The sequence below is a fragment of the Pseudomonas sp. RP-B7 genome (assembly GCF_059803535.1).
Genome location: NZ_JAPFHC010000004.1, coordinates 147,993 through 172,746 on the forward strand (window position 1 = coordinate 147,993; position 24,754 = coordinate 172,746).

At 60.4% G+C, this 24,754-nt stretch carries 16 protein-coding genes and 2 pseudogenes; 5 read left to right on the forward strand and 13 right to left on the reverse strand.

Annotated features, from left to right (window positions below; all coding sequences use genetic code 11):
- Positions 1-3 precede the first annotated feature (3 nt).
- From OPU96_RS06495 to OPU96_RS06540, 10 genes and pseudogenes are all read right to left on the reverse strand, one after another.
- Entirely contained in the window at positions 4-2,328 is a 2,325-nt protein-coding gene (locus OPU96_RS06495) for a T6SS phospholipase effector Tle1-like catalytic domain-containing protein (protein WP_498558864.1), read from the reverse strand.
- On the reverse strand, positions 2,316-2,807 hold the full coding sequence (tli1a, locus tag OPU96_RS06500) for a Tli1a family immunity protein (protein ID WP_498558896.1): 492 nt from the start codon (positions 2,805-2,807) through the stop codon (positions 2,316-2,318). Before tli1a (OPU96_RS06500) ends, OPU96_RS06495 begins: the two co-directional genes overlap by 13 nt.
- 138 nt (positions 2,808-2,945) lie before the next feature.
- Positions 2,946-3,454 (reverse strand): annotated as a pseudogene (gene tli1a / locus OPU96_RS06505) (Tli1a family immunity protein).
- 80 nt (positions 3,455-3,534) lie between these two features.
- A complete protein-coding gene (tli1a, locus tag OPU96_RS06510; protein WP_498558865.1) occupies positions 3,535-4,056 on the reverse strand; it encodes a Tli1a family immunity protein in 522 nt (173 codons plus the stop codon).
- Positions 4,053-4,802: a toxin Tle1 chaperone Tla1 gene (gene tla1 / locus OPU96_RS06515; protein ID WP_498558866.1), complete on the reverse strand. Its 750-nt coding sequence runs from the start codon at positions 4,800-4,802 to the stop codon at positions 4,053-4,055. The genes tli1a (OPU96_RS06510) and tla1 overlap by 4 nt, the downstream gene beginning before the upstream one ends.
- 15 nt (positions 4,803-4,817) lie before the next feature.
- Positions 4,818-7,211, reverse strand: a complete 2,394-nt coding sequence (locus OPU96_RS06520; RefSeq protein ID WP_498558867.1) for a type VI secretion system Vgr family protein — start codon at positions 7,209-7,211, stop codon at positions 4,818-4,820.
- A gap of 192 nt (positions 7,212-7,403) precedes the next feature.
- A complete protein-coding gene (locus OPU96_RS06525; RefSeq protein ID WP_498558868.1) occupies positions 7,404-8,933 on the reverse strand; it encodes a DHA2 family efflux MFS transporter permease subunit in 1,530 nt (509 codons plus the stop codon).
- The gene (locus OPU96_RS06530) at positions 8,933-10,132 is read right to left on the reverse strand and encodes an HlyD family secretion protein (protein ID WP_305391112.1); all 1,200 of its coding nucleotides are present in this window, start codon (positions 10,130-10,132) and stop codon (positions 8,933-8,935) included. The genes OPU96_RS06525 and OPU96_RS06530 overlap by 1 nt, the downstream gene beginning before the upstream one ends.
- 15 nt (positions 10,133-10,147) lie before the next feature.
- Entirely contained in the window at positions 10,148-11,599 is a 1,452-nt protein-coding gene (locus OPU96_RS06535; RefSeq protein ID WP_498558869.1) for an efflux transporter outer membrane subunit, read from the reverse strand.
- Positions 11,596-12,069: a MarR family winged helix-turn-helix transcriptional regulator gene (locus OPU96_RS06540; RefSeq protein WP_226456416.1), complete on the reverse strand. Its 474-nt coding sequence runs from the start codon at positions 12,067-12,069 to the stop codon at positions 11,596-11,598. Before OPU96_RS06540 ends, OPU96_RS06535 begins: the two co-directional genes overlap by 4 nt.
- 444 nt (positions 12,070-12,513) lie before the next feature.
- Here OPU96_RS06540 and OPU96_RS06545 point away from each other — a divergent pair, with 444 nt between their 5' ends.
- From OPU96_RS06545 to OPU96_RS06555, 3 genes and pseudogenes are all read left to right on the forward strand, one after another.
- Positions 12,514-13,218: a fimbrial protein gene (locus OPU96_RS06545; protein WP_498558870.1), complete on the forward strand. Its 705-nt coding sequence runs from the start codon at positions 12,514-12,516 to the stop codon at positions 13,216-13,218.
- A 54-nt stretch (positions 13,219-13,272) separates the two neighbouring features.
- The gene (locus tag OPU96_RS06550) at positions 13,273-13,485 is read left to right on the forward strand and encodes a hypothetical protein (protein WP_498558898.1); all 213 of its coding nucleotides are present in this window, start codon (positions 13,273-13,275) and stop codon (positions 13,483-13,485) included.
- A pseudogene (locus tag OPU96_RS06555) lies at positions 13,416-15,776 on the forward strand (fimbria/pilus outer membrane usher protein); the annotation flags it as partial. The gene OPU96_RS06550 and the pseudogene OPU96_RS06555, both read left to right, overlap by 70 nt.
- 113 nt (positions 15,777-15,889) lie before the next feature.
- Here the strand turns inward: OPU96_RS06555 and OPU96_RS06560 are convergent.
- From OPU96_RS06560 to OPU96_RS06570, 3 genes are all read right to left on the reverse strand, one after another.
- Positions 15,890-19,561 carry a translocation/assembly module TamB domain-containing protein gene (locus OPU96_RS06560; RefSeq protein ID WP_498558871.1) on the reverse strand — a complete coding sequence of 1,224 codons (3,672 nt, stop codon included), beginning with the start codon at positions 19,559-19,561 and terminating at the stop codon, positions 15,890-15,892.
- Positions 19,561-21,288: an autotransporter assembly complex protein TamA gene (locus OPU96_RS06565; RefSeq protein WP_226456419.1), complete on the reverse strand. Its 1,728-nt coding sequence runs from the start codon at positions 21,286-21,288 to the stop codon at positions 19,561-19,563. Before OPU96_RS06565 ends, OPU96_RS06560 begins: the two co-directional genes overlap by 1 nt.
- A 64-nt stretch (positions 21,289-21,352) precedes the next feature.
- Positions 21,353-22,003, reverse strand: coding sequence for a GNAT family N-acetyltransferase (locus OPU96_RS06570; protein WP_192296614.1), 651 nt, complete (start codon positions 22,001-22,003; stop codon positions 21,353-21,355).
- A gap of 170 nt (positions 22,004-22,173) precedes the next feature.
- Here OPU96_RS06570 and xthA point away from each other — a divergent pair, with 170 nt between their 5' ends.
- Together xthA and OPU96_RS06580 are read left to right on the forward strand one after the other, a co-directional pair.
- On the forward strand, positions 22,174-22,986 hold the full coding sequence (gene xthA, locus OPU96_RS06575) for an exodeoxyribonuclease III (protein ID WP_192296615.1): 813 nt from the start codon (positions 22,174-22,176) through the stop codon (positions 22,984-22,986).
- Between the two features lie 352 nt (positions 22,987-23,338).
- Complete coding sequence (locus tag OPU96_RS06580; protein WP_498558872.1) at positions 23,339-24,670, forward strand: substrate-binding domain-containing protein; 1,332 nt, start codon at positions 23,339-23,341, stop codon at positions 24,668-24,670.
- Positions 24,671-24,754: the final 84 nt, after the last annotated feature.

Here is a 24,754-nt window from a genome sequence, read left to right on the forward strand (position 1 = left end):
ACATCAGGCCACCTCCCCGTCGATCTCAAACAAGCTGCCCGCCGCGCGCAACATGGCAGTGGTGCGTTCCAGGCGCTCGGCCAGATCTTCCTGGGCGATTTGAGTTTTCAACTCGGCGGCCACCAAGCCGATATGCGCGGTTGGCTTGAGGATTTGCTCGGCCCCTGGCAGGAACGGCACCACCAAACCCGTGGCCTTGTCGATGACCTGATAACCGATGGTCGCGCCGCCGATGCCGGCGGCAAGGCCACCCAGGGCATTTTTTCGCTTGATGCCATACACCGTGGCCCCAACCACCATCGCCACACCCAGCATCCGCCCCGCCACTACCACCGGGGAAAGCTCGCGGCTGTTTTCATTGCCGAAATAGGTCATGCGGTAGAAAAAATAACCGGCCCACAGCTCGCGGGTTTTCAATGCGTCGTGCATAAACCAGGCGCGGGAGTCGTGGATTTGGTCGTCGAACAGCGCGACCAGCAGGGCCATATTGGTTTGCGTACTGGGTGTACCTCGGTCATCCCGGAACAGCTGTTTGCAACGTCGCTCGCCCGCCGCCTTGAGTGCGGCGTGGTCCTTGGCTTCGTCATCTTCGTTGAGCAGGTAGATCGCGTCGCGCAGCACCACGTCCAGCACGTAACCCTTCAAGCTGGTTTGTTCGCGTTTGCTGCCGGTGTAGTCGGCCTTGAACTCGACAGCGGCCTGACTCAGTTGGGTCTGGTCGATCTTCGGTTCGTAGATGGGCGGGCCGGGATAATTTTTGGCGGCCTCGGGGGCTTGTTGACGGTCTTTTTTTAGACCCCTTATCAACGCTTCATAGTGTTCGCGTTGCTGGCCCTCATCGTAGGCTGTGGTCTCGTGGGCTTGAGTGAAAAAGGGTTGGTGTTTGTAGCTGTCATTGGCAAAACGGCCGATGCGCCAGCCAGTGATCCAGCCCAGTTGGTCGGCCAGGGTATCTTCGACGGTAGTGGTGAGCTGGATGGGTTGGTAGGGCCAGGGGGGAGTGGCGGTGGGTGGGTCGGAAGGGATGCCTGGGAGGGTTTGGCGCCAGGCGTTGAAGCGTTCGATAACGAGGGGGCTGATATCGAACTCCTCTTTTGTGTCCGGCCCCAACCTCCGCCAAGACTCGTTGCGCTGCAAGCTTTCAGGCAATGCCTGCTCCGGAACCTGCAACGGTGCGCCCGCAGCGAAGGCTTCGGCATACAGGTCGTGCAAGGCGATCTGTGAAACTAGTTCATTGGTACCACCGCGTGCCTTGCCCTGATCATTTTTTGGGTAGCCGCCCCCCACATCGGAATGAACACCGGGGTAGACCACTTCGATGGTGTTGGCTGGGTACTTGCCATCTTCATTGCGTATCGAATCCAGCGGGAAACACGAGCGCTGTTCGAAGCCTGCAACAAAGTGTCGACAGCACTTGACCAGATCAGGGAACCGCTGGGCGTCGGGCAATAATTGAGTGTTATCAGCCCAATCCATGTGCCCTGCAAAAAACGGCGCGGCGTGAGCGATGCCGACCGAGGCGACGGTATCCAGCAGGCCGAGAAATTCGACGCTGATGGGCAAGCCAATCAAGCTTTGCTCGGGGAGTTCGGCACCTTCTGGGGTGTCGAATAGCTGGCTTAGCCAAGTGACAAAAGTACGGGCCTCTGCGGCGCCTCGGGAGAAACCGTATACGAAGAGTTTGATTCCCAGAACCTTGGGCTGTGCTACCGGCACGCGGGCTTTCAAAGGGGCAAGCAGGCTGGTCATTACGGAGCGACGATTGCTTGGGCCAAGGGTACTCATCAAGGGCAGAGACCACGTGCTCATTTTGGTGACCGCTTTCGCACGATCATCCTGCGACAAAGGAACACCAGCCAACGCCGAATACATGGCGTCGGCTACAGATACCAAAGCCCAGTTGATGCGATCCTCGCCTCCGGTGGCGTACTTCAACCCGTCCTCGCTGTAATCCAACTCGCCCACTTCCGGAAATGGGGTGCCAACACCGGGCATGTAGTAAGAGTAATAGCCGCTCCCTTTAGCTTCATCATCCTGAATCGACGCATGATAGAGCTTGGCGATATTACTGGGATGGTTCTTTTTGGTGTCATTATTGTCGTTGTTATTGGTCCCATCGAAAAACAGGCTTACGTGCATGCTATGACAACATACAAAGCGCTGACTCCTCCCAGCAGAATCAGGCTGTCGACAAAAGAGGTTCTCTTCAGCAGTTTGCCTACGATAGTTAGCATCCACCACTGAAACATCTCTAGGCAAGCGCCCGCCAAGAGGAAAAACAGGCGCACCAAAAACTTTATCTGCAAGTTGATTTTTTATTTCGGACATACAGCTGGCTCCTTTGCGCGCCTAGGTTCTTTGATCGGATAATTTGGTCGACCATATATCGCACAAGCCGTAGTAACTGCAACGCGATTGCACGTTAAGAAATGCACCTTTAGGTCGCAAGATTCTCTTTCTGGCCATTCAGGAACATCGACTGTAACTCGGTACTGTCGAAATTTAGCCTTGTGACTGGCCCAGGCTTCCTCATCAAACCCAAACCCGATTGTTTTTCTTTTTATTTTCGCAAAGCGATCAGGATCAACCTCCCACTCAACATCCACCTTCAAACCCGGCCGCCATATAACCGGCATAATGATGCAACACGAACTCCCCCCTCCGCCGTGAGCTCTATAGCCATTCACCGAAAACCAATTAATCGCAGTACCTTCAACATGATTGATCGCTGCTATATTCCCGGCCACCATTTTATTTTCGGTAACCGCACATCCCAACAACACTAAAGTCGCCAGGCCGCCCCCCATAAAACCAAAGCAAAGCAAGCATCTCTTCAGGCTCATAACCTGCTCCTTACACACTCACTCAAATTACCAATATAATTTCCTCGACTGGCCGCCAAGACTAATGAGCCGGACCAAAAACGTTATTATTTGAGTTATTTTCTAATTGGGGCATACAGCTGGCTCCTGCATATCAAGTGGTTCTTGGATGGGATAACTTGGGTGACCGTACACCCAGCACGAGGTCGTCACCTCCACTCGATTACAAGTCAAGAAATGAACATTCAGGCTACACAATTTTTTTCCGGCCATTCTGGAACATTAACTGTCGCCCTGTAATGCCGATAATTAGCTTTATGCTTAATTTGCTCGACCCTATAGCCATCACTCCCCAACGGCGGCCACTTCGAATAAGCATAAGGATCCAAGTCGACTTCCCACTCAACATCCACCTTCAACCCCGGGCGCCACTTAACCGGCATAATGATGCAACACGAACTCCCTCCTCCGCCGTGCGCTCTATAGCCATTCACCGAAAACCAATTAATCGCAGTACCTTCAACATGATTAATCGCCGCTATATTCCCGGCCACCATCTTATTTTCAGCGAACGTACACCCCAACAATGTAAGCACCAATAACCCACACAGGCATTTCAAAACCGCGCTTATCTTTCCAATAAAACACACTACCGACCCCAGCAACGAGAAAAACAAACTCTGCCCCCTAAAAAAATTAATCATGAAACGCGTCACTTCGCACATACAACTGGCTCCTTTGCGCGCCTAGGTTCTTTGATCGGATAACCTGGTCGACCATATATCGCGCAAGCAGTAGTAACTGCAACGCGATTGCAAGTTAAGAAATGCACCCTCAGGTCGCAAGATTTTTTTTCAGGCCATTCCGGAACATCAACAGATGCGCTGTAACGTCGATAGTTGGATTTATGCTTGACCATAAAGGCTTTGAACTCCTCCGTCCCTAACGGAGGCGTAGCAGCATTGCTATTCGGATCAACTTCCCATTCAACATCCACCTTCAACCCCGGCCGCCACTTAACCGGCAAAATAATGCAACACGAACTCCCTCCTCCGCCGTGCGCTCTATACCCATTCACCGAAAACCAATTAATCGCAGTACCTTCAACATGATTAATCGCGGCTATATTCCCGGCTACCATCTTATTTTCGGTAAACGCACACCCCAACAACATTAAAGCCGCCAGGCCGCCCCCCACAAAACCCAAGCAAAGCAAGCAACGCTTCAACCTCATAACCGGCTCCTTACATACTCATGAAAATCACCAAAATAATTTTCCCGACTGGCCTTCAAGGCTAATGAGTAGAACAAAGAAAAACGCTGCTCCCGGCCTCCAAGTGCTTGATAAAACTCTCCGCTGTTCATTAATTCCTGCGCATCGCTGATACACCCCATCAACTCGAACTGTTCGTCGCTCAATTCCAGAAAAGGTGAAACGTGAACGGCGCTCTTTCCACCCAATGCATGTCCCTTGAGCCACTGCATTTGCTCATCGCGATCAAACCAGCCCCAAAAAAAAGCCAGTTGCCGAAACTCAGTGCGTTGTTGGTCGGTAAAAATCGAAGACATCAATAAGGGAAAGCTGCGCGGGTCGTAGTAACGCAACAGTCCGGCTTTACCGCCCCAGCGGATTTGCGAAAGTGCTCGCAGCGCGTGACTCAGGGTTTCAAAGGCCAGCGGCGAGATCACCACCAACACGCGTGCGTCGGCTGCGCCGTGAGTCAGTAGTTCCTCCAGCCAGGCTTTATGCCGCCAATGGGTCAAGTCCAGGCGCATCAATAGGGGGGCCTGGTCCAGCATGTGTTCCTCGGGGGTTCCCGTGAACAGTGAAAACCAGGGGATCGCTGGCCTTATTTGCTCCAGCGCCCCGATAAGGTCGGTGTGCCAGGCGGCCTGATCAAACAGCAGATCTACAGAGTGCACACCGGCGGTGGCACATACGTGTTCGACCTGGTCCTGCCATGAGATAGGTGCTGACATTTCACTCTCTCCTGATCAACCTTCACGCATCAAAAGGGTGATGGCCTTTGCGCGTGCTCTCTTGAGGCAGTCCTCACACACCGACTGCGGCAACTCACGCAACGCAAAGCTCTGGCCCGCAGGCTGCTCCCACACATGCAGCCCCTTGAGGAGCAACTTGCCGGGGCTGTGGATGTCGATTGCGCCACTCGGGTGGATCCGCAGGTAACCGCCACCACACCCCAGGGTGATGCCGTTCCTGGCGGTCAGGTGCACTTGCCCCTGCACCGACTGCACGCTGATGTCCTGCTGTGCGATCAAATTGAGCAAATCACCGTGGGACTCGATTTCCAGCGGCCCCTTGCCCGAAACCAGGCGCATGCCGTGTTGCTGAGCCAGCAGGGAAATGCCTCTGTTGGCGTGGGCCGAGAGTTGCTGGGCGGCGGCTAGATGGATGGCGTCGTGGCTTTGCAGGTACAGCGCGTCGCCGCTTTTGAGCAGCAGGCTGGACGGCGTAACCGCGCCAATACCTTGGGGAGCGCTGAGCAGGATGGCCGGGGCTGCCAGGTCTTTTGCGTCAGCCTGCAACTGCTGTAAACCGTTGATGGACGGTTGAGGGCTTCGGTGGGCCTGGGCGATGGTCTGCCAGTCGGCCATTTGCTGCGCAGCCCCCTGTATCAGCTGCGTGGCCGGGGCCATCGCCAAGACTGCGCCAGAGGCTTTGCTCTGTTGATCCGCACTGATCAGCAGGCCTTTTGCGGCCCGCATCGCGCCCCAGCCGTCAGTGCGCAGTTCGAACCCCTCGCCGCGCTTGTTCTTTCCGGCATCTACGATATGACCGAGGTTTAGCTGGCTCTTGCCGCTGTATTCGGTGCTGAGCTTGATGTGCTCCTCACCCCGGGTGTCATCCATGCGCAATTTGTTATTGGCCGGCGTGCGCAACACATTGCGTTTGTAGTTGCGCAGGGTGACGTGATCGGGGCGTGCGCTGTCGTGCAGGGCGTGGGCGATATAAGGGCGGTCTGGGTCACCTTGCTCGAACGCCACGGCCACTTCGGTGCCCGCGATCAGTGGCAGGTGCAAGCCGTGAGTATCCCCCGCATAAGGCCGGGCCAGGCGCAGCCAGAGGCTTTCCTCGCCGCGCGTCCAAGTGTCGCGATCAAACAGGAAATTGACCTTGTAGCGCCCCTCCAGGTCGATATGCGCGTAAGGGTCGTTCACCCCCGGGTTGGAGACACGAGCCGGGACGGTGCCGGCGATACTTGGCTTGGGTTGCAACGGCGGTCGGTAACACACGGTTTCCGAATAGGGGATGGCGCCGAAGCTGACCTCAAGGCTGCGATCGCGGGCAGCACGGGTTGTCAGTTGGGTGATCACCACCCTCGGCATGAACGCCTTGGGCGCGCCGCCGGTAATGGTCAGTACCTGGCCTGGCGCCAGCGTTGCACTGGTGCTAAGCCCGCTGAGCCGGGTCTGGTTATTGAGGTAGCGTTCATGCCGCAGGCGCGCGTAGCTGTAGCCGCTTTCGGTGGGCAGGTCCTCGTCGGTATCCAGCCTGTTCCCGAGCACGCTGTAGGGTTCGGCATAGTGGTATGCCTCGCCATAAGTGGTGGTGGCACCACGGGTCTGGTCGATGTCGCCGTCGAGACACGCATTGGCATCCCGGTATTGATAAGCGCGAACGTTGACGTGTTGCTCTACAACCTGATGGTGGGTTTGCAGTTTCCACACACAGTCCTGATCGCTGCTAAGCCCGGAGGGCGGTCGATAGGGCAACTCGACGTCGAACTGGTAGTAACGCTGGTGATCGTGAAACTCCACGACATCAAGATTCAATCGCTCATCGCGGACGAAGCGATACCAGATGCCAACGTCGGCCAGCAGCCGTGAAATAAAGGCCAGATCACTTTCGTCGTACTGCATGACCTGCTCGCGCCTGGGGTAGTCGCGCAGCAGTTGGAAGTAAAAATCTTGCCCTTCAAAACCGTGACGGCTACGCAGGATGTACTCAACGATCTGCGGCACGGATTGCTGCTGGTAAATGCGAAATTGCTTGCCCTGCGCCAGCAGCGCCAAACGTGGTTCGAGGATGATTTCGTAGCGGCCTTCATCACTGGAACCAGACAGGCGTTTGAAGCCGGTGACAACGCCGGTCAGGGTGCGAAGTGGCTTGTTTTTTGGAGGTGGCTGCCAAACCAGGACAGGCTTGGGCGGCAAGGAAAAAAGGCTGAAAGTTGCGGGTTTGCCCAGCACTCGGTCGACCGCCAGATCGCGCTCGGTGCAGGTGAATTCGATGTGGTACTTGAAGGGAAGGCTCAGCTGCTCTTCGCCGCGAAAAGCCAGCACGTCGAGCAACGGATCGACACCGTAGACCCTGAGCCTGTGTCGGCTGTGATCAAAGAAAGCGCTCGGCAGTACGCTCGTATTCATACCTTGTCATCCCTGGACGGTGCGAAAGTCCAGAGAGTAAAGATTTGTTATCGGCGAATAATGTCGGAAAGGTCCTCTTTAAAAGCAGGGCACTTCCCAACCTATAGGGTCAGTTGCCGATGTGAGCAGAGACGCAAATGTGGGAGCTGGCTTGCCAGATCCCACAGGGGCTTGCATTCCACATTTCCTCGATCAGTGGCCTGACGCCGCCGGCCCCGCCTTCGCCGTAAACGGCGGCTTCGCCAGCCACACCAACAGCATCAACCCCATGAACATCCACCCCAGCAACGTGAAGTAATCCACGGTGGACATCATGTATGCCTGGCTGGTGAGGATCTGGTCCAGCTGCGTGTAGGCTTTCTGCCCTGCCCCGCCCAAGGCATCCAGCGCATTGCGTGTGGCCGGGTCGTAGGTGGTCATGTTTTCACTCATGTAGGCATGGTGCTGGTCTGCGCGGCGAATCCAGATCCAGGTGGTCAGCGACGCCGCGAAGCTGCCGCCCAGGGTCCGCAGGAAGGTCGCCAGGCCGGCGCCGTCGGCGATCTGGTGCGGCGGCAGGTCGGACATGAGGATGCTCAAGGTCGGCATAAAGAACAGCGCCACGCCGATGCCCATGAACAGCTGCACCAGGGCGATGTGCTGGAAGTCCACCTCATTGGTAAAGCCCGCCCGCATGAAGCAGCTCAAGCCAATTGCCAGGAACGCCAGGCCCGCCAGCAGACGCAGGTCGAACTTGTGCGCGTACTTGCCCACGAACGGCGACATCAGCACCGGCAAAATACCGATCGGCGCCACCGCCAGCCCGGCCCAGGTGGCGGTGTAGCCCATCTGGGTTTGCAGCCATTGCGGCAGGATCAGATTGATGCCGAAGAAGCCTGCGTACCCCAGGATCAACACGATGGTGCCGATGCGGAAGTTGCGGTAGGCAAACAGCTTCAGGTTGACCACCGGGTGTTTGTCGGTGAGCTCCCAAATGATGAACACCGCCAGGGCAATCACCGAAATCGCCGCGCCGATGATGATGAAGTTGGATTCGAACCAGTCCAGGTCATTGCCCTTGTCGAGGATGATCTGCAAGGCGCCCACACCGACGATCAAGCTGAGCAACCCAACGTAATCCATCGGTTGGTGGCTGGTGACCACCGGGCGTTTCTTCAGCTGCGAACGCACCACCATCACTGCAAAGATGCCGATCGGCACGTTGATAAAGAAGATCCACGGCCAGCTGTAGCTGTCGGTGATCCAGCCACCGAGGATCGGCCCGGCAATCGGCGCCACCACCGTGACCATCGCCAGCAACGCCAGGGCCATGCCGCGCCTCGCGGGCGGGTAGACCGCGATCAGCAGCGTCTGGGTCATCGGGTACAACGGCCCCGCGACCAGGCCTTGCAGGACCCGGAAGGCGATCAGCTCGGGCATCGACGTGGAAATACCACAGAGGAACGACGCCAGCACAAACAGGATGGTTGCCCACAGGAACAGCTTCACCTCGCCAAACCGGCGGCTGAGCCAGCCGGTCAGCGGCAAGGCGATGGCGTTGCTCACCGCGAAGGAGGTGATGACCCAGGTGCCCTGCTCCGAACTCACGCCAAGGTTGCCGGAAATCGTCGGCAACGCCACGTTGGCGATGGTGGTGTCGAGCACCTGCATAAAGGTCGCCAGCGACAGGCCAATAGTGGCCATCAACAGGCTGGGTGGCGTGAAGGAGGCGTTATTGCTCATCAGCGTTGCACAGCCTTGGGCGCGGCGAGGCTGTTGTCATGGATCAACTGGGTGATCATGGCATCGGCCTCGGCGAGCTGGCGGTCATACACGTTGGTGCTGAACGAGGCTTTTTGCGGCGCCTGTTGCGCCAGCACCGGGCCGCTCTGGTCGTGCAGGTCAACGCTGACCTGGGTCGACAAGCCCACCCGCAGCGGGTGCTTGGCCAGCTCGGTGGCGTTGATGTGGATGCGCACCGGTACCCGCTGCACGATCTTGATCCAGTTACCCGTGGCGTTCTGCGCCGGCAGCAAGGCAAATGCACTGCCGGTGCCCGCGCCGAGGCTATCGATGGTGCCGCTGAATTTCACGTCACTGCCATAGATGTCCGACTCGATGTCCACCGGCTGGCCGATGCGCATATCGCGCAGCTGGGTCTCCTTGAAGTTGGCGTCGATCCACAGTTGGTTCAGCGGGATCACCGCCATCAACGCGGTGCCTGGTTGCACGCGCTGGCCCAGTTGCACGGTGCGCTTGGCGACGTAGCCGGTGACCGGCGCGATCAGGGTGCTGCGCGCATCGGTCAGGTAGGCCTGGCGCAGTTGCGCGGCGGCGGCTTGCACGTCCGGGTGGGAGCTGATCACGGTGTCATCCACCAGCGCGTTGGTGGTTTTCAGTTGTTGCTCCAGGTTGGTCAGGGCGTTCTTCGCGGCGGTCAGGCTGTCGCGGGCGTGGGACAGTTCTTCCTGGGAAATAGCGCCACCCTGGGCCAGGGTTTTACGCCGGTTGAAGTTGTCCTGGGCGGTTTGCACGTCGGCTTTCTGCGCGTTGACCTGGGCTTTCATGCCGTCGACGTTGCTGTACAGGCCGCGCACCTGGCGCACGGTGCGGGCCAGGTTGGCCTGGGCACTTTGCAGGCCGACGGCGGCGTCGTTCGGGTCGAAGTTGACCAGCACCTGGCCTTCGTGGACCAGGTCGCCATCGTCGGCGCCGATGCTGACCACGGTGCCCGTGACCAGCGGGGTGATTTCCACCACGTTGCCGTTCACATAGGCATCGTCGGTGCTTTCGCTGAAGCGCCCGTAAAGTTCGTGCCAGGCCCACACGCCGACGACGCTGAGGATGACGATCAGCGCCAGGCCGATCAGCATCACTTTGCGTTTGCGTGGGTTGTTGTCTTTCGGTTGTTCGGTTGCGTTGGTGTTTTCGGCAGTGGCCATGACAAGTACCTCAAATTATTCCGTGCGTGTGGCTGGGGTGGTCGCTGCCACGTTGTCGGCGCTGTAGCCGCCGCCCAGGGCCTGCATCAGTTGAATCGAAAGATCGATCTGCGCGGCGTTCAGCGTCGCCAGCTGGCGCTGGGCCTGCAGCAATTGCTGCTCGATGCTCAGCACGTCCAGGTAGTTACCGATCCCGGAGCTATAGCGCTGCACGCCGGTGTCGTAGGACTGCTGGGCAATGTCCGCGGCATGTTGCTGGGCCTGGATCTGCCGGCCGGTGTCGCGCAGTTGCGAAAGGGTGTTGCCGATATCGCCCAGGGCTTGCACCAGGGTTTTGTTGTACTGGGCCACCGCCAGGTCGTAGTCGGCGTCGCGGGCGTCTAGGTCGGCGCGCAGGCGGCCGCCGTCGAAGATCGGCAGTGAGATCGTCGGTGCAATGTTGAAGAAGCGGCTGGCCGACCCGAACATCGCATCCCCCAGCAACGACTCGGCGCCAGCGCTCGCGCTCAGGTTGAGGTTGGGGTAGAAGCGCGTCTTGCTGGCATCGATGTTCCTGCCCGCCGATTCGACCCGCCAGCGTGCGGCGATCAGGTCCGGGCGCCGCCCCAGCAGCTCGGCCGGCAGCACCGAGGGCACGGCGACCGCGCTGGGTTTCAGCACAGTGGGCCGGGCCAATTCATTGCCACGGTCCGGGCCTTTGCCGAGCAACACGGCCAGGGCGATCTTGGCGCTTTTCAGCTGTTTTTCCGCGTCGATCAATTGCGACTGCGAGCTGGCTTCCAGGCTTTCGGTCTGCTGGTACTGGTATTGGCTGTCGATGCCCGAGTTCAGCCGGCGCTTGCCCAGGTCGAGCATCTGCCGGGTGCGCTTGAGGTCGTCATTGGCCAGGTCGCGCACGATATGGGCCTGGCCCAGGTCGCTGTAAGCCTTGGCCACGTTGGCGGCCAGGGTCAGGCGCGCGGCCTGCTGGTCGACCTGGGCGGCACGCGCCTCGCCCAACGCGGCTTCCCAGGCCGCACGCTTGCCGCCCCAGAGGTCGAAGGTGTAGTTGAAGCTGGCGCCAATATTGCGCACGGTCGAGTAGGCATCGCCCTGCCCGCGTGGGTCCTGGTCCTTGGCCAGGCGCGAGCGGGTCACACCGGCGCTGGCATCCAGGGTTGGCATACGCGCCGCGTCGGCGGCGTAGGCGGCGGCTTCGGCCTGATGGGCACGGGCGCTGGCGACTTGCATGTCCGGGCTGTTTTGCAGGGCTTCCTGGATCAGGCCGTCGAGTTGCGGGTCGCCGAGGCTTTTCCACCAATCGGCGCTGGGCCAGGCGGCACTCGACAGGGTCACGTCGCTCAAGGTCTTACCCGTTTGCAAAGTGCCGGCGTCGAGGCGTTTGCCTTGGGTGTCGAGGCCGCTGTAGTTGGCGCAACCGGCCATGCTCATGGCCACCAGCACCAGGCTGAGTGCACGTGTGTTCATTGATTACCTACCCGCTGGATGACGATGGCGTCACCGGCAGCTACCAGAATTTTCTTGAGGATGCGCTCCAGGGTCTGCAGCTCGCCGGGCTCCAGGGCGCCGGCCAACTCGTTCATCGACTGGGCGCCGATGTGCGGCAGCATGTCGGCCAGGCGCTGGCCGTCTTCGGTGAGCACCAAGCGCACTTGGCGCCGGTCCTGCTCGGAACGCTGGCGCGCGAGCAAGCCTTTCTGTTCCAGGCGGTCGAGCATGCGGGTCATGGAACCGCTGTCCAGGGACAGGTGGCGGCACAGCTCTGCCGGGGTGTCCACGTCGAACTGGGCAATGATGATCAACACCTTGAACTGCGCGGCGGTGACGCCGTACGGCTCCATATGGGTGTCGATAATGCGGTCCTTGAGCAGCGCCGCCCGGCCAAGGAGCAGGCCGAGGTGGCAGTTGCGAAAGCTGTCAGGGGTGAAGTGGGGCATCGAAAGTCACCTTATTACTGCCTAGGCAGTGAATGTATGACAAGATGTTACTGCCTAGGCAGCGAATGTCAAAAGAAATTATTAGCTTGCTTGGTAATTGGCGGATGAATGGTGGGGTTCTAAGGATTGCCTGATGGGGTGTGACGCCTTCGCTGAGTACTCTGAGTAGCCTTTTGGCCAGTCGACACCCCCTTTCCCATGACTTCCTTAAAACAGTTTGCTTGCCTCGCGGTCATCACCCTGGCGGGCGCATCAGCCGCCTCTGCGGCTAATTGCACAGCCACCGTCAACACCAATGAAACCCTTAATTTCGGCGCAAGTCTGTCCAGCGGCAGCCTGACAGTTCCCGCTGACACTCCCGACGGCACCGTGGTTTACCAGGACACGGTGCAATCGGGTCAGAACAGCTGGAAATGCACAGGTTCCTCCCAATACGGTATCGTGATGAACCCTGCGTTAGGCTCGGTCACCAGCGGCTCGACCTACCCTATCGGCAAGACAGGCCTTTCGTTCCGCATCTGGGTCGACAGCCTGGATTACTATCTGAATGCACCTATTTCCCTTAAGCCGAGTGGTTACGGCATCTCCCCAGGCTCGGTACGCCTGGAAATCGTCAAGTCAGGCCCGTTGTCTCCACAGGTCAAGGTAGCTGCCGGCCACCTGGGCAACTTGCAAGTTGACGATCTGATCATCAGCAAGTACAACCTGACCAACCCCCTGGTGCTGAACGCTGCCTCCTGCCAGACCCCTTCCGTGCCCGTCGCCATGGGCGACGACTATCAGCTGTGGGAATTTCGCGACGCAGGCGCAACCCCTCGCACCATTCGCTTCAACATCGGCTTGAACCAGTGCCAGACCGGTATCAATAAAGTCACCTATTCGCTCAAGGCCACCACCCCCGTCATCGACGCGGCAAAAGGTGTCGTCGCGCTCAATGGCGGCTCCACCGCCAAAGGCATCGGCCTGCAATTGATGGATGATGCCGGGCAACCCATCGCGTTTGATACCACCTACACCTTCAGCGGTTTCACCACCTCGGGCGCCAACTTCAAGATCCCCTTGTCGGCCTCGTATTACCGCTTGCCCACCGGCAACGTCCAGGCTGGCAGCGCCAACACCGAAGTCACCTTTATCGTGAACTACCTGTAGCAAACTAAGGATCGTCTGATTTTTCCTACGCCCGGCCACGCCTAGAGTGCCGGGATGCGATTAAAGAACTATCTCCACCAGATCAGCCCCGTCCTGTCCACACCCCATGCCGCACGCCGGCTGCTGCGGATTTTTGCGCTGGTGCTGCTGGTGGGCATGCTGGGCGGCGTGTACAGCTTCCTGCTGTTTACGTTCACCTGCTGGCCAGCAGCAGCGTCCTGCCCGGCAATTACCGGGTGGACCTGTATGGCAACGACACCCTGGTAGGCCGCCGCGACATCGACTTCCGGCACAATACTGGCAGCGGCAAGATCGAGGCGTGCCTGACCCTGGAGATGGTCCAGCAATTGGGTGTGGACATCGCCAAGCTACAGGCCAGCGGCAAGTTCGACGGCAACGACCCGAACGCCTGCATCGACCTGCCTGCACTGATCAAGGGTGCCAGTGTGCGCTACGACGTGCCGCGCCTGCGCCTGTTGGTCAGCGTGCCGCAAAGCGCCATGGAGCGTGGCCGCCGTGGTTACGTGGACCCGGCGCTGTGGGATGCCGGCGTGTCGGCGGCATTCATCAACTACCAGTTGAGCAGCAACCGCAACAGCACCGAGGCGCAAAATACCCTGTCCAACAACCTCGGCCTGCGCAACGGGATCAACCTGGGCGGCTGGCGGTTGCGCAACGAATCCAACTTCAACAGCAGCACCGACCGCCCCAGTACATTCAAGAGCAACCGCAGCTACCTGCAACATGACGTGACCGCGTTGAAGGGCCAGTTCAGTGCCGGGGATATTTTCTCGGATGCCGACTTGTTCGACAGCGTGCGCTATCGCGGGGTCAAGCTGGGTTCCGACGACGGCATGCGCGCCGACAGCGAGCGCGGCTATGCGCCGATCATCCGGGGAATCGCGCAAACCAGCGCCACCGTCGAGATCCGCCAGAACAACTACATCCTCTACACCGCCAACGTGCCGCCGGGCCCGTTCGAGATCAGCGACATCTACCCCAGCGGTTCCAACGGCGACCTTGAAGTGACCGTGATCGAAGCCGACGGCCGCCGCCGGGTCACCGTGCAGGCGTTTTCCAGCCTGCCGATCATGGTGCGCGAAGGCCAACTGAAATACAGCCTGTCGGCCGGCCAATACAACAGCAACACCGACGGGCAACAATCGCCTCAGTTTGTCAGCAGCACCCTGGCCTATGGCATCAGCAGCAACTTGTCCGGCATCCTTGGCGTGCAGGCCAGCCAGGACTTCCAGGCGATGTCCGTGGGTGTGGGGCGCAACACGCCGATCGGCGCCGTGTCGCTGGACATGACCCACTCCGCCAGCCGCACCTTCGGCCAGGCCGTCACGGGTAACAGCCTGCGCGCCTTATATGCCAAGACCTTTACCGGCACCGACACCAGCTTCACCCTCGCGGCCTACCGCTATTCCACCGAGGGCTATCGCACCCTGACCGAGCACGTAGAAGAGTTGAGCAGCGACGGCCAGCCACGCATCGGCAACTCGAAAACCCGCACGGACCTGACCGTCAACCAGAGCCTGGGCCGCAACCAGCAATATGGCAGCCTCTACGTGAACGCCAGCGACCAGCGCTATTGGAGCCGTGGCGGCTCGCAAAGCCTGTCGGCGGGCTACAGCAACTATTGGGGTGAGGTGAGCTACAACGTTGCCGCCACCTACACCAAGGATGTGGGCAACGCCGGGCCGTCGAACAATGACACCCTGGTCAACCTGTCGCTGTCGTTTCCGCTCGGCTCGGCCCCCCGCGCCCCGAGGGCCTTTGTCTCCGCCAGCACACAGAAAGACAACAACACCGCACAAGTCGGTATCAACGGCTACCTCACGGAAAACAGCGACACTTATTACTCGCTGCAAGGCGGCAACAGCAGCACCGGCGGCAGCACTGGCTCGGCCAACCTCAGCACGCGCACTTCGGTGATGGATGTCAGCGCCAGTTACAGCCAGGGCCGTGGCTATAACTCGCAGAGCCTCAACCTGGCCGGCTCGGTGGTAGGCCACGGCGGCGGGATCAACCTGGGGCAAACCGTGGGCGAGACCTTTGCGCTGGCGCAAGTCGAAGGCGTGAGCGGAGTGAAGATCGGCAGTTTTTCCGGGGCCAAGACCGGCAGCAATGGCTACGCGGTAGTGCCCAATGCGCAGCCCTATCGGGTCAACTGGATCAGCCTTGACACCCGTGACCTGGGCGCCGATATCGAGATCGACAACGCCACTCAACAAGTGGTGCCGCGACGCGGTGCCGTGGTGTTGGCGCGCTATGTCAGCAAGACCGGGCGCCGCGTGCAGTTCGCGCTGTTCGATGCCAAGCAACAGCCGATCCCGTTTGGTGCTTCGCTGGAAGACACGGCGGGCAAGCAGATGGCGATTTCCGATCCCAACGGCAAGGCGCTGGCCCTGGTCGAGCAGGATACCGGCACATTGGTGATCAAATGGGGCGAGCAGCAGTGCCAGGCGAACTATGCGTTAGGGGAACGCAACAAGGCGCTCAATTATGAGCGGGTGGACTTGAAGTGCACCCCACAATTTCCAGAACACCAATAACTAAATGTGGGAGCGGGCTTGCTCGCGAATGCGATATGTCAGTCAACAGATTCATTGGCTGATCCACCGCATTCGCGAGCAAGCCCGCTCCCACATTTTTTACTGTGTATGACTCAAAAGTCGCGTTTGTAGAAGATGTCCAGGGAGCTGGCCACGCCACTCGCCACTTCCAGGTACACCTTCTTGCTCAACAGATACCGCAGCGCAATCGTGCTCGCCGGTTCAAACACCCCCACCCCGTAGCGCAGGCTGAGTTTCTCGGTGATCTTGCCGCTGGCCACCACCGCCGTGGTCGTGCCGCTGCCTTGGGTGTCGAGTTCAAAGTCCTGGATACCCAGGTTCTTCGCCAGGTCCGACGTAACCCCGGCGCTGCCCATCAAGCCCAGCCCCAGTGCGGCTTGGGCGAGCATATTGTTGTCTTCGCCGGTGGTGGTCAGCGGACGCCCCAGCACCAGGTAGGACAACGCCTGCTCCTGGCTCATGGCCGGCTCGGAGAAGATTTGCGTGGTGGGCTGCTCGGCGCTGCCGCTCAGACGGATACCGGCGATGATGTCGTCGGTCTTGCGGATCGCTTCGATGTCCAGGTACGGCTGATCCAAGGGGCCTGCGAACAGCAACCGCGCGCGACGCACATCGAGCTTCTGCCCATAGGCACGGTAGCGACCATCGTTGAGCCACAGCTCGCCACGGGTGTCGAGGTTGTCGCCGATGTGCACGTGCCCCTGCACCTTGGCGGTGAGGCCAAAGCCGGAGAAGTTGAGCTTGTCTTCGCCCACCGCCACATCAATGTCCATCGCCATGGCCATCGGCGGTTTGCCCTCTTCGGTCTGGCTGCCGATGATCACGGTGTCGCCGGAGACCTTGACCGTGGACGGCGGCAACTCCCGCACGGTGATGTCACCGCGTGGGATCTGCACCTTGCCGGCGATGGCCAGCTTGTCATCCTTGAGGCTGATTTTCAGGTCGGGCGCCACTTCGAGCACGGCGTAAGGCTCCACCGTGACCGGCAATTGCGAGCCTTGCAGGCTGAGGTCCACCGCCAGGGCGCGACCCCAGTCGATCCGGCCCTTGAGGCTGCCCTGCCCGGCCTTGCCACTGCGCCAGCCACCGTTGAGTTGCACGCTCTCGCCAGCAATCAGCGCCTGCACGTTGAGGCCCTCAAGGCTGATCGGCAGTTCCGGGCCGGACACTTCGCCCCCCACCAGATTGACGTTGCCGTTGACCTGCGGCGCGAGCAGGCCACCGGAGATACGTCCGTTGCCGTTGAGCTTGCCGCTGAGGGTTTCCACCATCGGCACAAACGGCCGCGCCACCGCCAGATCCAGCCCGACCAGGCTGAAGTTGCCGGTGATCGGCTTGTTTTTCGGCAATGGGTTGATCTGCGCCTGCACCGTCAGTTCACCGAGTTTGCCGCCATGGAAGTTCAGCTGGGTGTCGATGCGCTTGGGGTTGAGGGTGGTTTCCAGCTTCAAGGTGTCGTAGGGGAAGTCCAACCACTGGTCTTTGTCCTTCACGCGCAAGGTGCCGCTGCCGGCATCCACCGCGATCACGCCCTTGGGGCCGCTGTTGGGCAGGTCCAGTTGCAGGTCGGCGTTGAGCTTGCCTTGCCAGGCGAAGTCCTTGGGCAGAAACGCCGCCAGGCTGTCGATGGGGAATTGCTTGAGGTGATAACGCAGCTTCGGCTCGGGCATCAGGCGCTGGTCTTCACCGCACAGGCTGGCAGGGCCGGACACCCAGCAGTGCGCGGCGAAGGTCAACTTGCCGTCGGCCATGCGCTCGATTTTCGCCGGGGCTTGCAGCTTCCAGTCCTGGCCGCCGGCTTGCACATCGCCACTGGCCAGGCGCCCGCGCCAGTTGCCTTTGTCGAGGTTGCCGTCCAACGCCAGGGCCAGCTTGACCAGCGGGCCGGCCAGGTCGAGTTGGACCTTCTGTTTCTTGATGTCGCCTGCGGCGCTGGCGGTCAGGGTGCCGACCTGGGTGTCACCGGATTGGATGCCGCTGCCCTTGAGGTCGATCTTCGCGCGCTGGACGCTATCCAATGTGGCGTCGAGGCTCAGGCTTTGCAGGCGATTGTCGGCAAAGGCCAGTTGCTGACCCTTGAGGCCGAGTTTGCCTTGCGGTGCCTTGACGCTACCGGCCACGTCGAGACGCCCGTTGATTTGCCCCCGCAACTGCGGCCACAGCTGGGCCAGGCGCGCCAGCTTGATGTCGATCTGCCCGGCGAGGCGTTGTTGCAGGCTGCCGCTGCCGTTGATGCGGTTGTCGCCCAGGCGTATATCCAGGTTGGCCAGGGTCCATTGATCAGCGGCACCTTCGGCCTTGGCCGCGAGTACGGCGGTTTGCCCACGCAGGCGCCCCTTGAGGTCAAGGTCGGCGTTCAGCTTGAGCTGCTCGTTCTTGAACTCGCCCTTGCTGCGCAACGGTCCGGCGAGGGTGCCGGGCAGTTCCGCGACCCAGTACGCCGGGTTCAGCGCCGACAGGTCGAGTGCGGTGTCCCAGGCGATGCCGTCGGCGAACTGCACGTTCAAGTGGCCTTCGGCCTTGCCTTGGCCGGCGGTGAGCTTGAGTTCGGGCAGGAAGATTTGCTGGAGGTCGCCACTGAACGGCGTGACCACATTGAACTTGCCGGCGGGACCGTCGAGGTCGGCCTTGAGGTTGCCGAGGTAGTTGCCGTCCTTGTAGGAAATCTCACCGTTAAACGTACGCAACGCCACCTGCGGTTCGTCGATCACCGGGTACAGGCGATGCCACGGGAAGTCCAGCCAATCGATCTTGGCGTCGGCACTGAAGCCTTGCTGCCAATCCAATTGGGCCGTGAGCTTGAGGCTTTGTTTATCGCCTGCCGTCAGGTCCAGGCCGGCGATCTGCGCGCCCTTGGCGTCGACCTTGCCTTGCAGCAGCAGGTCCACCGGGCCTTTTTCCGCGGGCAGTACGGCTTTGCCCAGCAGTTGGTAGCCGCTTTTCAGGTCGCCCTTGGCCGTGAGCTCGAGTTGATTGAGTTGCAGGGTGTCGGGCAAGTCGGCGCTGGGCTTGAAGCCATCGGCGGTGATCTGCACCTGCGCCGGGAGGTTGTCCGCCAGGGGTTGCAGCTCGCCGTTGAGCTTGGCGGGCAGGTAACCGCTGCTGTCGGCGTCGAGCTTGAGGGTCTTGAGCAGGTCGCCTTCGACTTTCAGCGCGACAGTCCAGGGCGCGCCGCCTGGCGCGTAAGGCAGGCTCAGGTTGCCGGTAACGCTCAATGGCCAATCGCCGGTGGGTTGCAGCAGGCCGGCCAGGTCCAGTACCAAATCGTCGCGTTGCAGGTGCACTGAATCGATCTGCATACCTGCGACGGTCCAGTGCGCCGCCAGTTGCAGGCCCTTGAGTTCTTCGCTGCCGTTGAACAGCAGGCTGCCGACACGAACGTCGCCCAACTGGATCGCCACGGGCAGTTTCAACTCGGGCAATTGGATCGGCCCGCTGCTTTGCTCGGTGGAGGGTGGAAATTGCAGGCTGACCTGCTCCACGTCCAGTTGGTTGACACACAAGGTCATGCGCAACAGGCACGCGGGCGACCAATCCACTGTCGGCGCCTTGACCTCGACGCGGCTGCTGTCCTGTTGCCACAACAGGTGTTCGGCGCTCCAGCGACCACCCAAATGGCCCTGGAAATTCTCCACGGTCAAGCCCGGCACACGGCCCAAGGCCCAGCGGCTGCCCGCCTGGGTGCCGAGTACCGCCCACAGGGCCAGCAACAGCACGGCGAGGATCGCCACTATGGCCAGCCCCGCTATTTTCACACCACGCATCACAACTCAGGCCCCATGGAAAAGTGCAAACGAACGCCGCCCGGATCTTCGAGGGCATGGGCCAGGTCAAGGCGGATCGGCCCCACCGGCGAAACCCAACGGATGCCGACGCCCACGCCGGTCTTCAAGCTGGGCATTTCCAGGGTATTAAACGAGTTGCCCTGGTCGATAAACGTTGCGATCCGCCATTTCTCGGCGATGGAATATTGATACTCGGCGCTCAGGGCCACCATGTAGCGGCCGCCAATGCGGTCGCCGCGGTCGTTTTCGGGGGACAACGTCTGGTACTCGTAGCCGCGCACGCTCTGGTCGCCACCGGCAAAGAAACGCAGCGACGGCGGCACCGATTTGTAGCCATTGGTGGCACTGCCGCCGACCTGGGCGCGCGCAAGGAAGCGATGGTTGTCCCACAAGGTGGTCAGGCCTTTGACCATGGCCGTGCCGTAAAGCAGGTTGGTGTCGGAGCCCAGGCCTTCTTTGGCCACCTTGGAATCAAATTGCAGGCGGTAGCCGTGGTGCGGGTCGATGCGGTTGTCGCTGCGCAGGTAGGAATAGCTGATGCCCGGCATCACCAGGTTGCTGAGGCCGGAATCATTGCCCAGGCGATATTCTTCGCGCTGGTATTTGAGCGAGATCACCCGGGTCCAGCCGCTGGGCAGCTTGCTGTGCCATTCGGGGCCGAGGGTGAGCAATTTACTCAGGGTGTCGGTGTTGGCCAGTTCTTCGTTCTGATAGCCACCGGCGAAGCGCAGTTTGTCGGTGAGGGGCGGGTCCAGCGGGATGTCGTACCACAGCCCGACGTTCTGCCGAGGAGCCGACAATTCGGCTTCCCAGCCGTAACTGTGGCCCTGGGGGTTGACCCAGTGACGTGTCCAGTTGGCCTTGCCACGTGGGCCGACGTCGGTCGAAAAACCCAGGCCAAGGCCCATGGTGCGTGGCTTGCGGGTCTGCAGTTGCACGGCTACCGGAATCACATCGTTGGCCGAGGCGGCGGGCGCGGCGTCCACGCGCACGCCTTCGAAAAAGCCGCTGGCTTGCAGGTTCTGGTTGAGCTCGGCGATCAGTTCGGAATCGTAGGGAGCGCCGCTTTTGAACGGCACCATGCGTTGCAGCAGTTCTTCGTCGAACGGCGTGTCGCCCTTGAAGTTGACCTGGCCCAAGGTATAACGCGGACCGCTGTCATAGATCAGTTCGATGTCGGCGACACCCGCCTTAGGGTCCACCGCGAGTTTCTGGCTGGTAAAGCGCCCACTGAAAAAGCCGTAGCGCGAGGCCTGGTTCTGGATCAGACGCTTGGCGTCTTCGTAATGGCCGTGGTTGAGCACGGCGCCGGGTTTGAGGTCGTCGCTGGCGGGCACGCGAAATGCCTTGAGGTTCGCGGCCTGGCCGTCGACCCGAATGGTCACGTCGCGCAAATGCACCGGTTCGCCGGGGTCGATGGTGAGGATCAGGCGCGGGTTCTTGCCGCCCTTCACGTCGCTCTCGATCTGTGGCTGATAGAAGCCCAGGGCCTGGGCCGCTTTACGCGCCTGCTCCTCGGCGCCACGGCTGAACCGCAGCAAGGCCTCTTCATCACGATCGCCCACCCCGCCGATGTAGCCTTCGATGTTGGCTTTCAACGCGTCGTTTGAGGGCTTGATGCGCACGTCCAATTCGCTTTGCGCCAACGCGCCGCAGCTTGTGAACAGCAGAATCAAGCCGCTGGTAAATCTTCCTGGAAACTTCATAGGCGCGGATGCTACACGAGCTTGGGAGTTTCTTAGAACTCGGATGAATCTGAAAAATTCTGCGCTAAGCCGTTGCAGCATGTAACGCCTGGGGATTGGGGTGGAAAAAAACATGTTCCAGCACAGGTCCTACGGCGACTTCACCAATCTCCTCATAGCCCTGGCGTTTATAGAACTCCAGATAGCGAGAATTCCCAGTGTCCAGCACCACACCGGATGAGTGCGGGTCTTCGGCGCACCAATTGTGCACCGCCTCCAGCAGTTGCTCGCCGTAGTGTTTGCCCTGGAATTGCGGGTGAATGCCCAACAGCGGCAGCATATGCACCGCCTCGCCGGGCAGACAGGCCAGCACCGCGTGGTGGTAGTCGAGGTAACGCCGGGTGCCACGCACCCCGGTGCTCAGCCACATGCGGATCTGCCAGGCCCAGCTCTCGGTGATCCCCAGGCGGCGCTGCGGGGGGGCGATCAGCGCGATGCCGATCAGGCGGTCGTTGACGAACAGGCCGATGGCGGGAAGCTTCTGGAAAAAATGCTGCTTGACCAGTTCGCGCACGGTGGCGCGTACCCGCTGTTCATAACCGGGACGTTCAGCTTCGAAGATGTAGGCGAACGTCGGCTCATGCCGATAGGCCTGGTACAACAGGGAGCGGGCCTCGCGGGAATAGCCGCTGTTGAGCAGGCGAATTTCGGCGGTGGCAGTGGACGTGTCCGGCATACAGTTGATCTCCCTGGGCGCCATTGAAAAGGATGGCGTTCTTATGGGTACGAACCTACGCGACTCCAGTCGTTCCCAGACATTAGCAGTGCATCCATCCTACCGCCACGCTGGCCCCCGTCCGACTTGTCGGCTAGCATCGCCCTTTTGCCCAGACTGGACTGCCGACCATGAAAATCGTCTCCTTCAATATCAATGGGCTGCGCGCCCGCCCACATCAGTTGGCGGCGCTGATTGAAAAGCATCAACCGGATGTGATCGGCCTGCAGGAAACCAAGGTCCACGACGACCAGTTCCCCCTGGCCGAAGTGCAGGCTCTTGGCTATCACGTGTACTACCACGGCCAAAAAGGCCACTACGGCGTGGCCCTGCTTTCGCGCAAGCCGGCATTGAGCCTGCACAAAGGTTTCGCCAGCGATGAAGAAGATGCCCAGCGCCGTTTTATCTGGGGCACTTTCGCTGACGAGCACGGCACTCCGATCACCATCATGAACGGCTATTTCCCACAAGGTGAAAGCCGCGACCACCCGACCAAGTTCCCCGCCAAGCAGCGCTTCTATGAAGACTTGCAACAGTTGCTGGAAAGCCAGTTCAGCAATGACCAGCCGTTGGTGGTGATGGGCGACATCAACATCTCGCCGGAAGACATCGACATCGGCATCGGCCCGGACAACGCCAAGCGCTGGCTGAAAACCGGCAAGTGCAGCTTCCTGCCGGAAGAGCGTGAGTGGATGGCGCGCCTGAAGAACTGGGGCCTGGTGGACAGCTTCCGTCACCTGAACCCGGATGTGGCCGATCGTTTCAGCTGGTTCGACTACCGTAGCCGAGGGTTCGAGGATGAGCCCAAGCGCGGGCTGCGGATTGACGTGATCATGGCGTCCAATGGTTTGCTGTCACGGGTCAAGGATGCGGGGGTGGATTACGAATTGCGCGGGCTGGAAAAGCCGTCTGATCACGCACCGATCTGGCTTGAATTGAGCTGATCTCAGGTTGCACCCAGTCAACCCGTGGGAGCTGGCTGGTGTGGGAGATTCTATGGTGGAGGCAACATCTCCACCGACAGTCCCACCGCCTTCGCAGCCTCGCTAACTCGCACAGGGGATTGGCAGTGCCTGGGCGATCTCCAGCCGAGCGCCTATTGAGCATCAACACCAATCAACTGTGGGAGCGGGCTTGCCCGCGAATGCGGTGGGTCCGTCAGTGCATATTGTTCTGACATTGCGCTTTCGCGGGCAAGCCCGCTCCCACATTTTTGCCCTGTGAACACCTGTCATATTTACGCAATCTTACTGACTTATTCTCGCGGCACTCCCTTTGGCCCAAGAAGGTGCCGGCATGCGGCTGCGCGCTCTGTTCCTGCTGACTCTGTTTCCCCTCCACGCGGTGTGCGCCGCCCTGCCCGTCCCCGATCAAGGCCCCGCTTTGCGCATCCAGGGCTCCAACACCATTGGCGCGGCACTGGGGCCGGCGTTGGTCAAGGGGTTGATGGAGCACCAGGGCTTGCAGGCGGTGCACAGCGAACCCGGCGACGGCGCCAATGAGCTGCGGGTACTGGGCAAGAATCGCCAAGGCAAAACCGTATTGATCGAGATCGCCGCCCACGGCTCCAGCACCGGGTTTGCCGCGCTGAAAAAATCCAGCGCCGACCTGGCCGCGTCATCCCGCCCGATCAAGGACAGCGAACTGGTCGACCTCGAGCCCCTCGGCGACCTGAAAAGCCCCGACGCCGAGCAGGTCATCGCCATCGACGGCCTGGCCATCATCCTCAACCCACAGAACCCGTTGGCCAGCCTGAACACCGAGCAACTGGCGCAGATCTTCAACGGTGAAGTGACCACCTGGGAGGCCTTGGGCGGTGTCGGCGGCGCCATTCATTTATATGCGCGGGATGACCAGTCCGGCACCTACGACACCTTCAAGGAACTGGTGCTGCGCCTGCGCGGCAAACCGCTGGCGGCGTCGGCCAAACGCTTCGAGTCCAGTGAACAGCTGTCCGATGCCGTGAGTCAGGACCCCCAGGGTATCGGCTTTATCGGCCTGCCCTATGTGCGCCAGGCCAAGGCCGTGGCGATTGTCGATGGTGACTCGCAGTCGATGTTGCCGCTCAACAGCCTGATCGCCACCGAGGACTACCCACTGTCGCGCCGACTGTTTTTCTATCTGCCGCCGTCCAGCCACAACCCGTGGGCCAAGGCGCTGGTCGACTTTAGCCAGAGCAGCAAGGGCCAGGCGATTGTCGCCGCCAACGGGTTTATCGCGCAGCGGGTGCAGGCGATGGCCGTGGAACCGCGCCCGTCGATGCCTGAGGACTATCAACGTATCGCCCGTGAAGCCCAGCGCCTGACCGTGAACTTTCGTTTCGAAGAAGGCAGTGCCAGCCTGGACAACAAGGCACGCCAGGATTTGCAGCGAGTGGTGGCGTATCTCAAAGGCCACGACAAGCTCGACCGCCAAGTCACCCTGGTGGGCTTTGGCGATGCCAAGAATGACCCGCAGCGTGCGGCGCTGCTGTCGAAGTTGCGGGGCATGGCGGTGCGGCGCGAGCTGGTCAAGAGCGGCGTGGTGCTGAGGGATATTCGCGGGTTTGGCGCGCAGATGCCGGTGGCGGCGAATACGGCGGATGAGGGCCGGATCAAGAATCGGCGGGTGGAGGTTTGGGTGTACTGAACCCTGGTTTTGTGTTGTTAACACTGGCCTCTTCGCGAGCAAGCCCGCTCCCACATTTTGAATGTGTTCACAAATCAAAGTGTG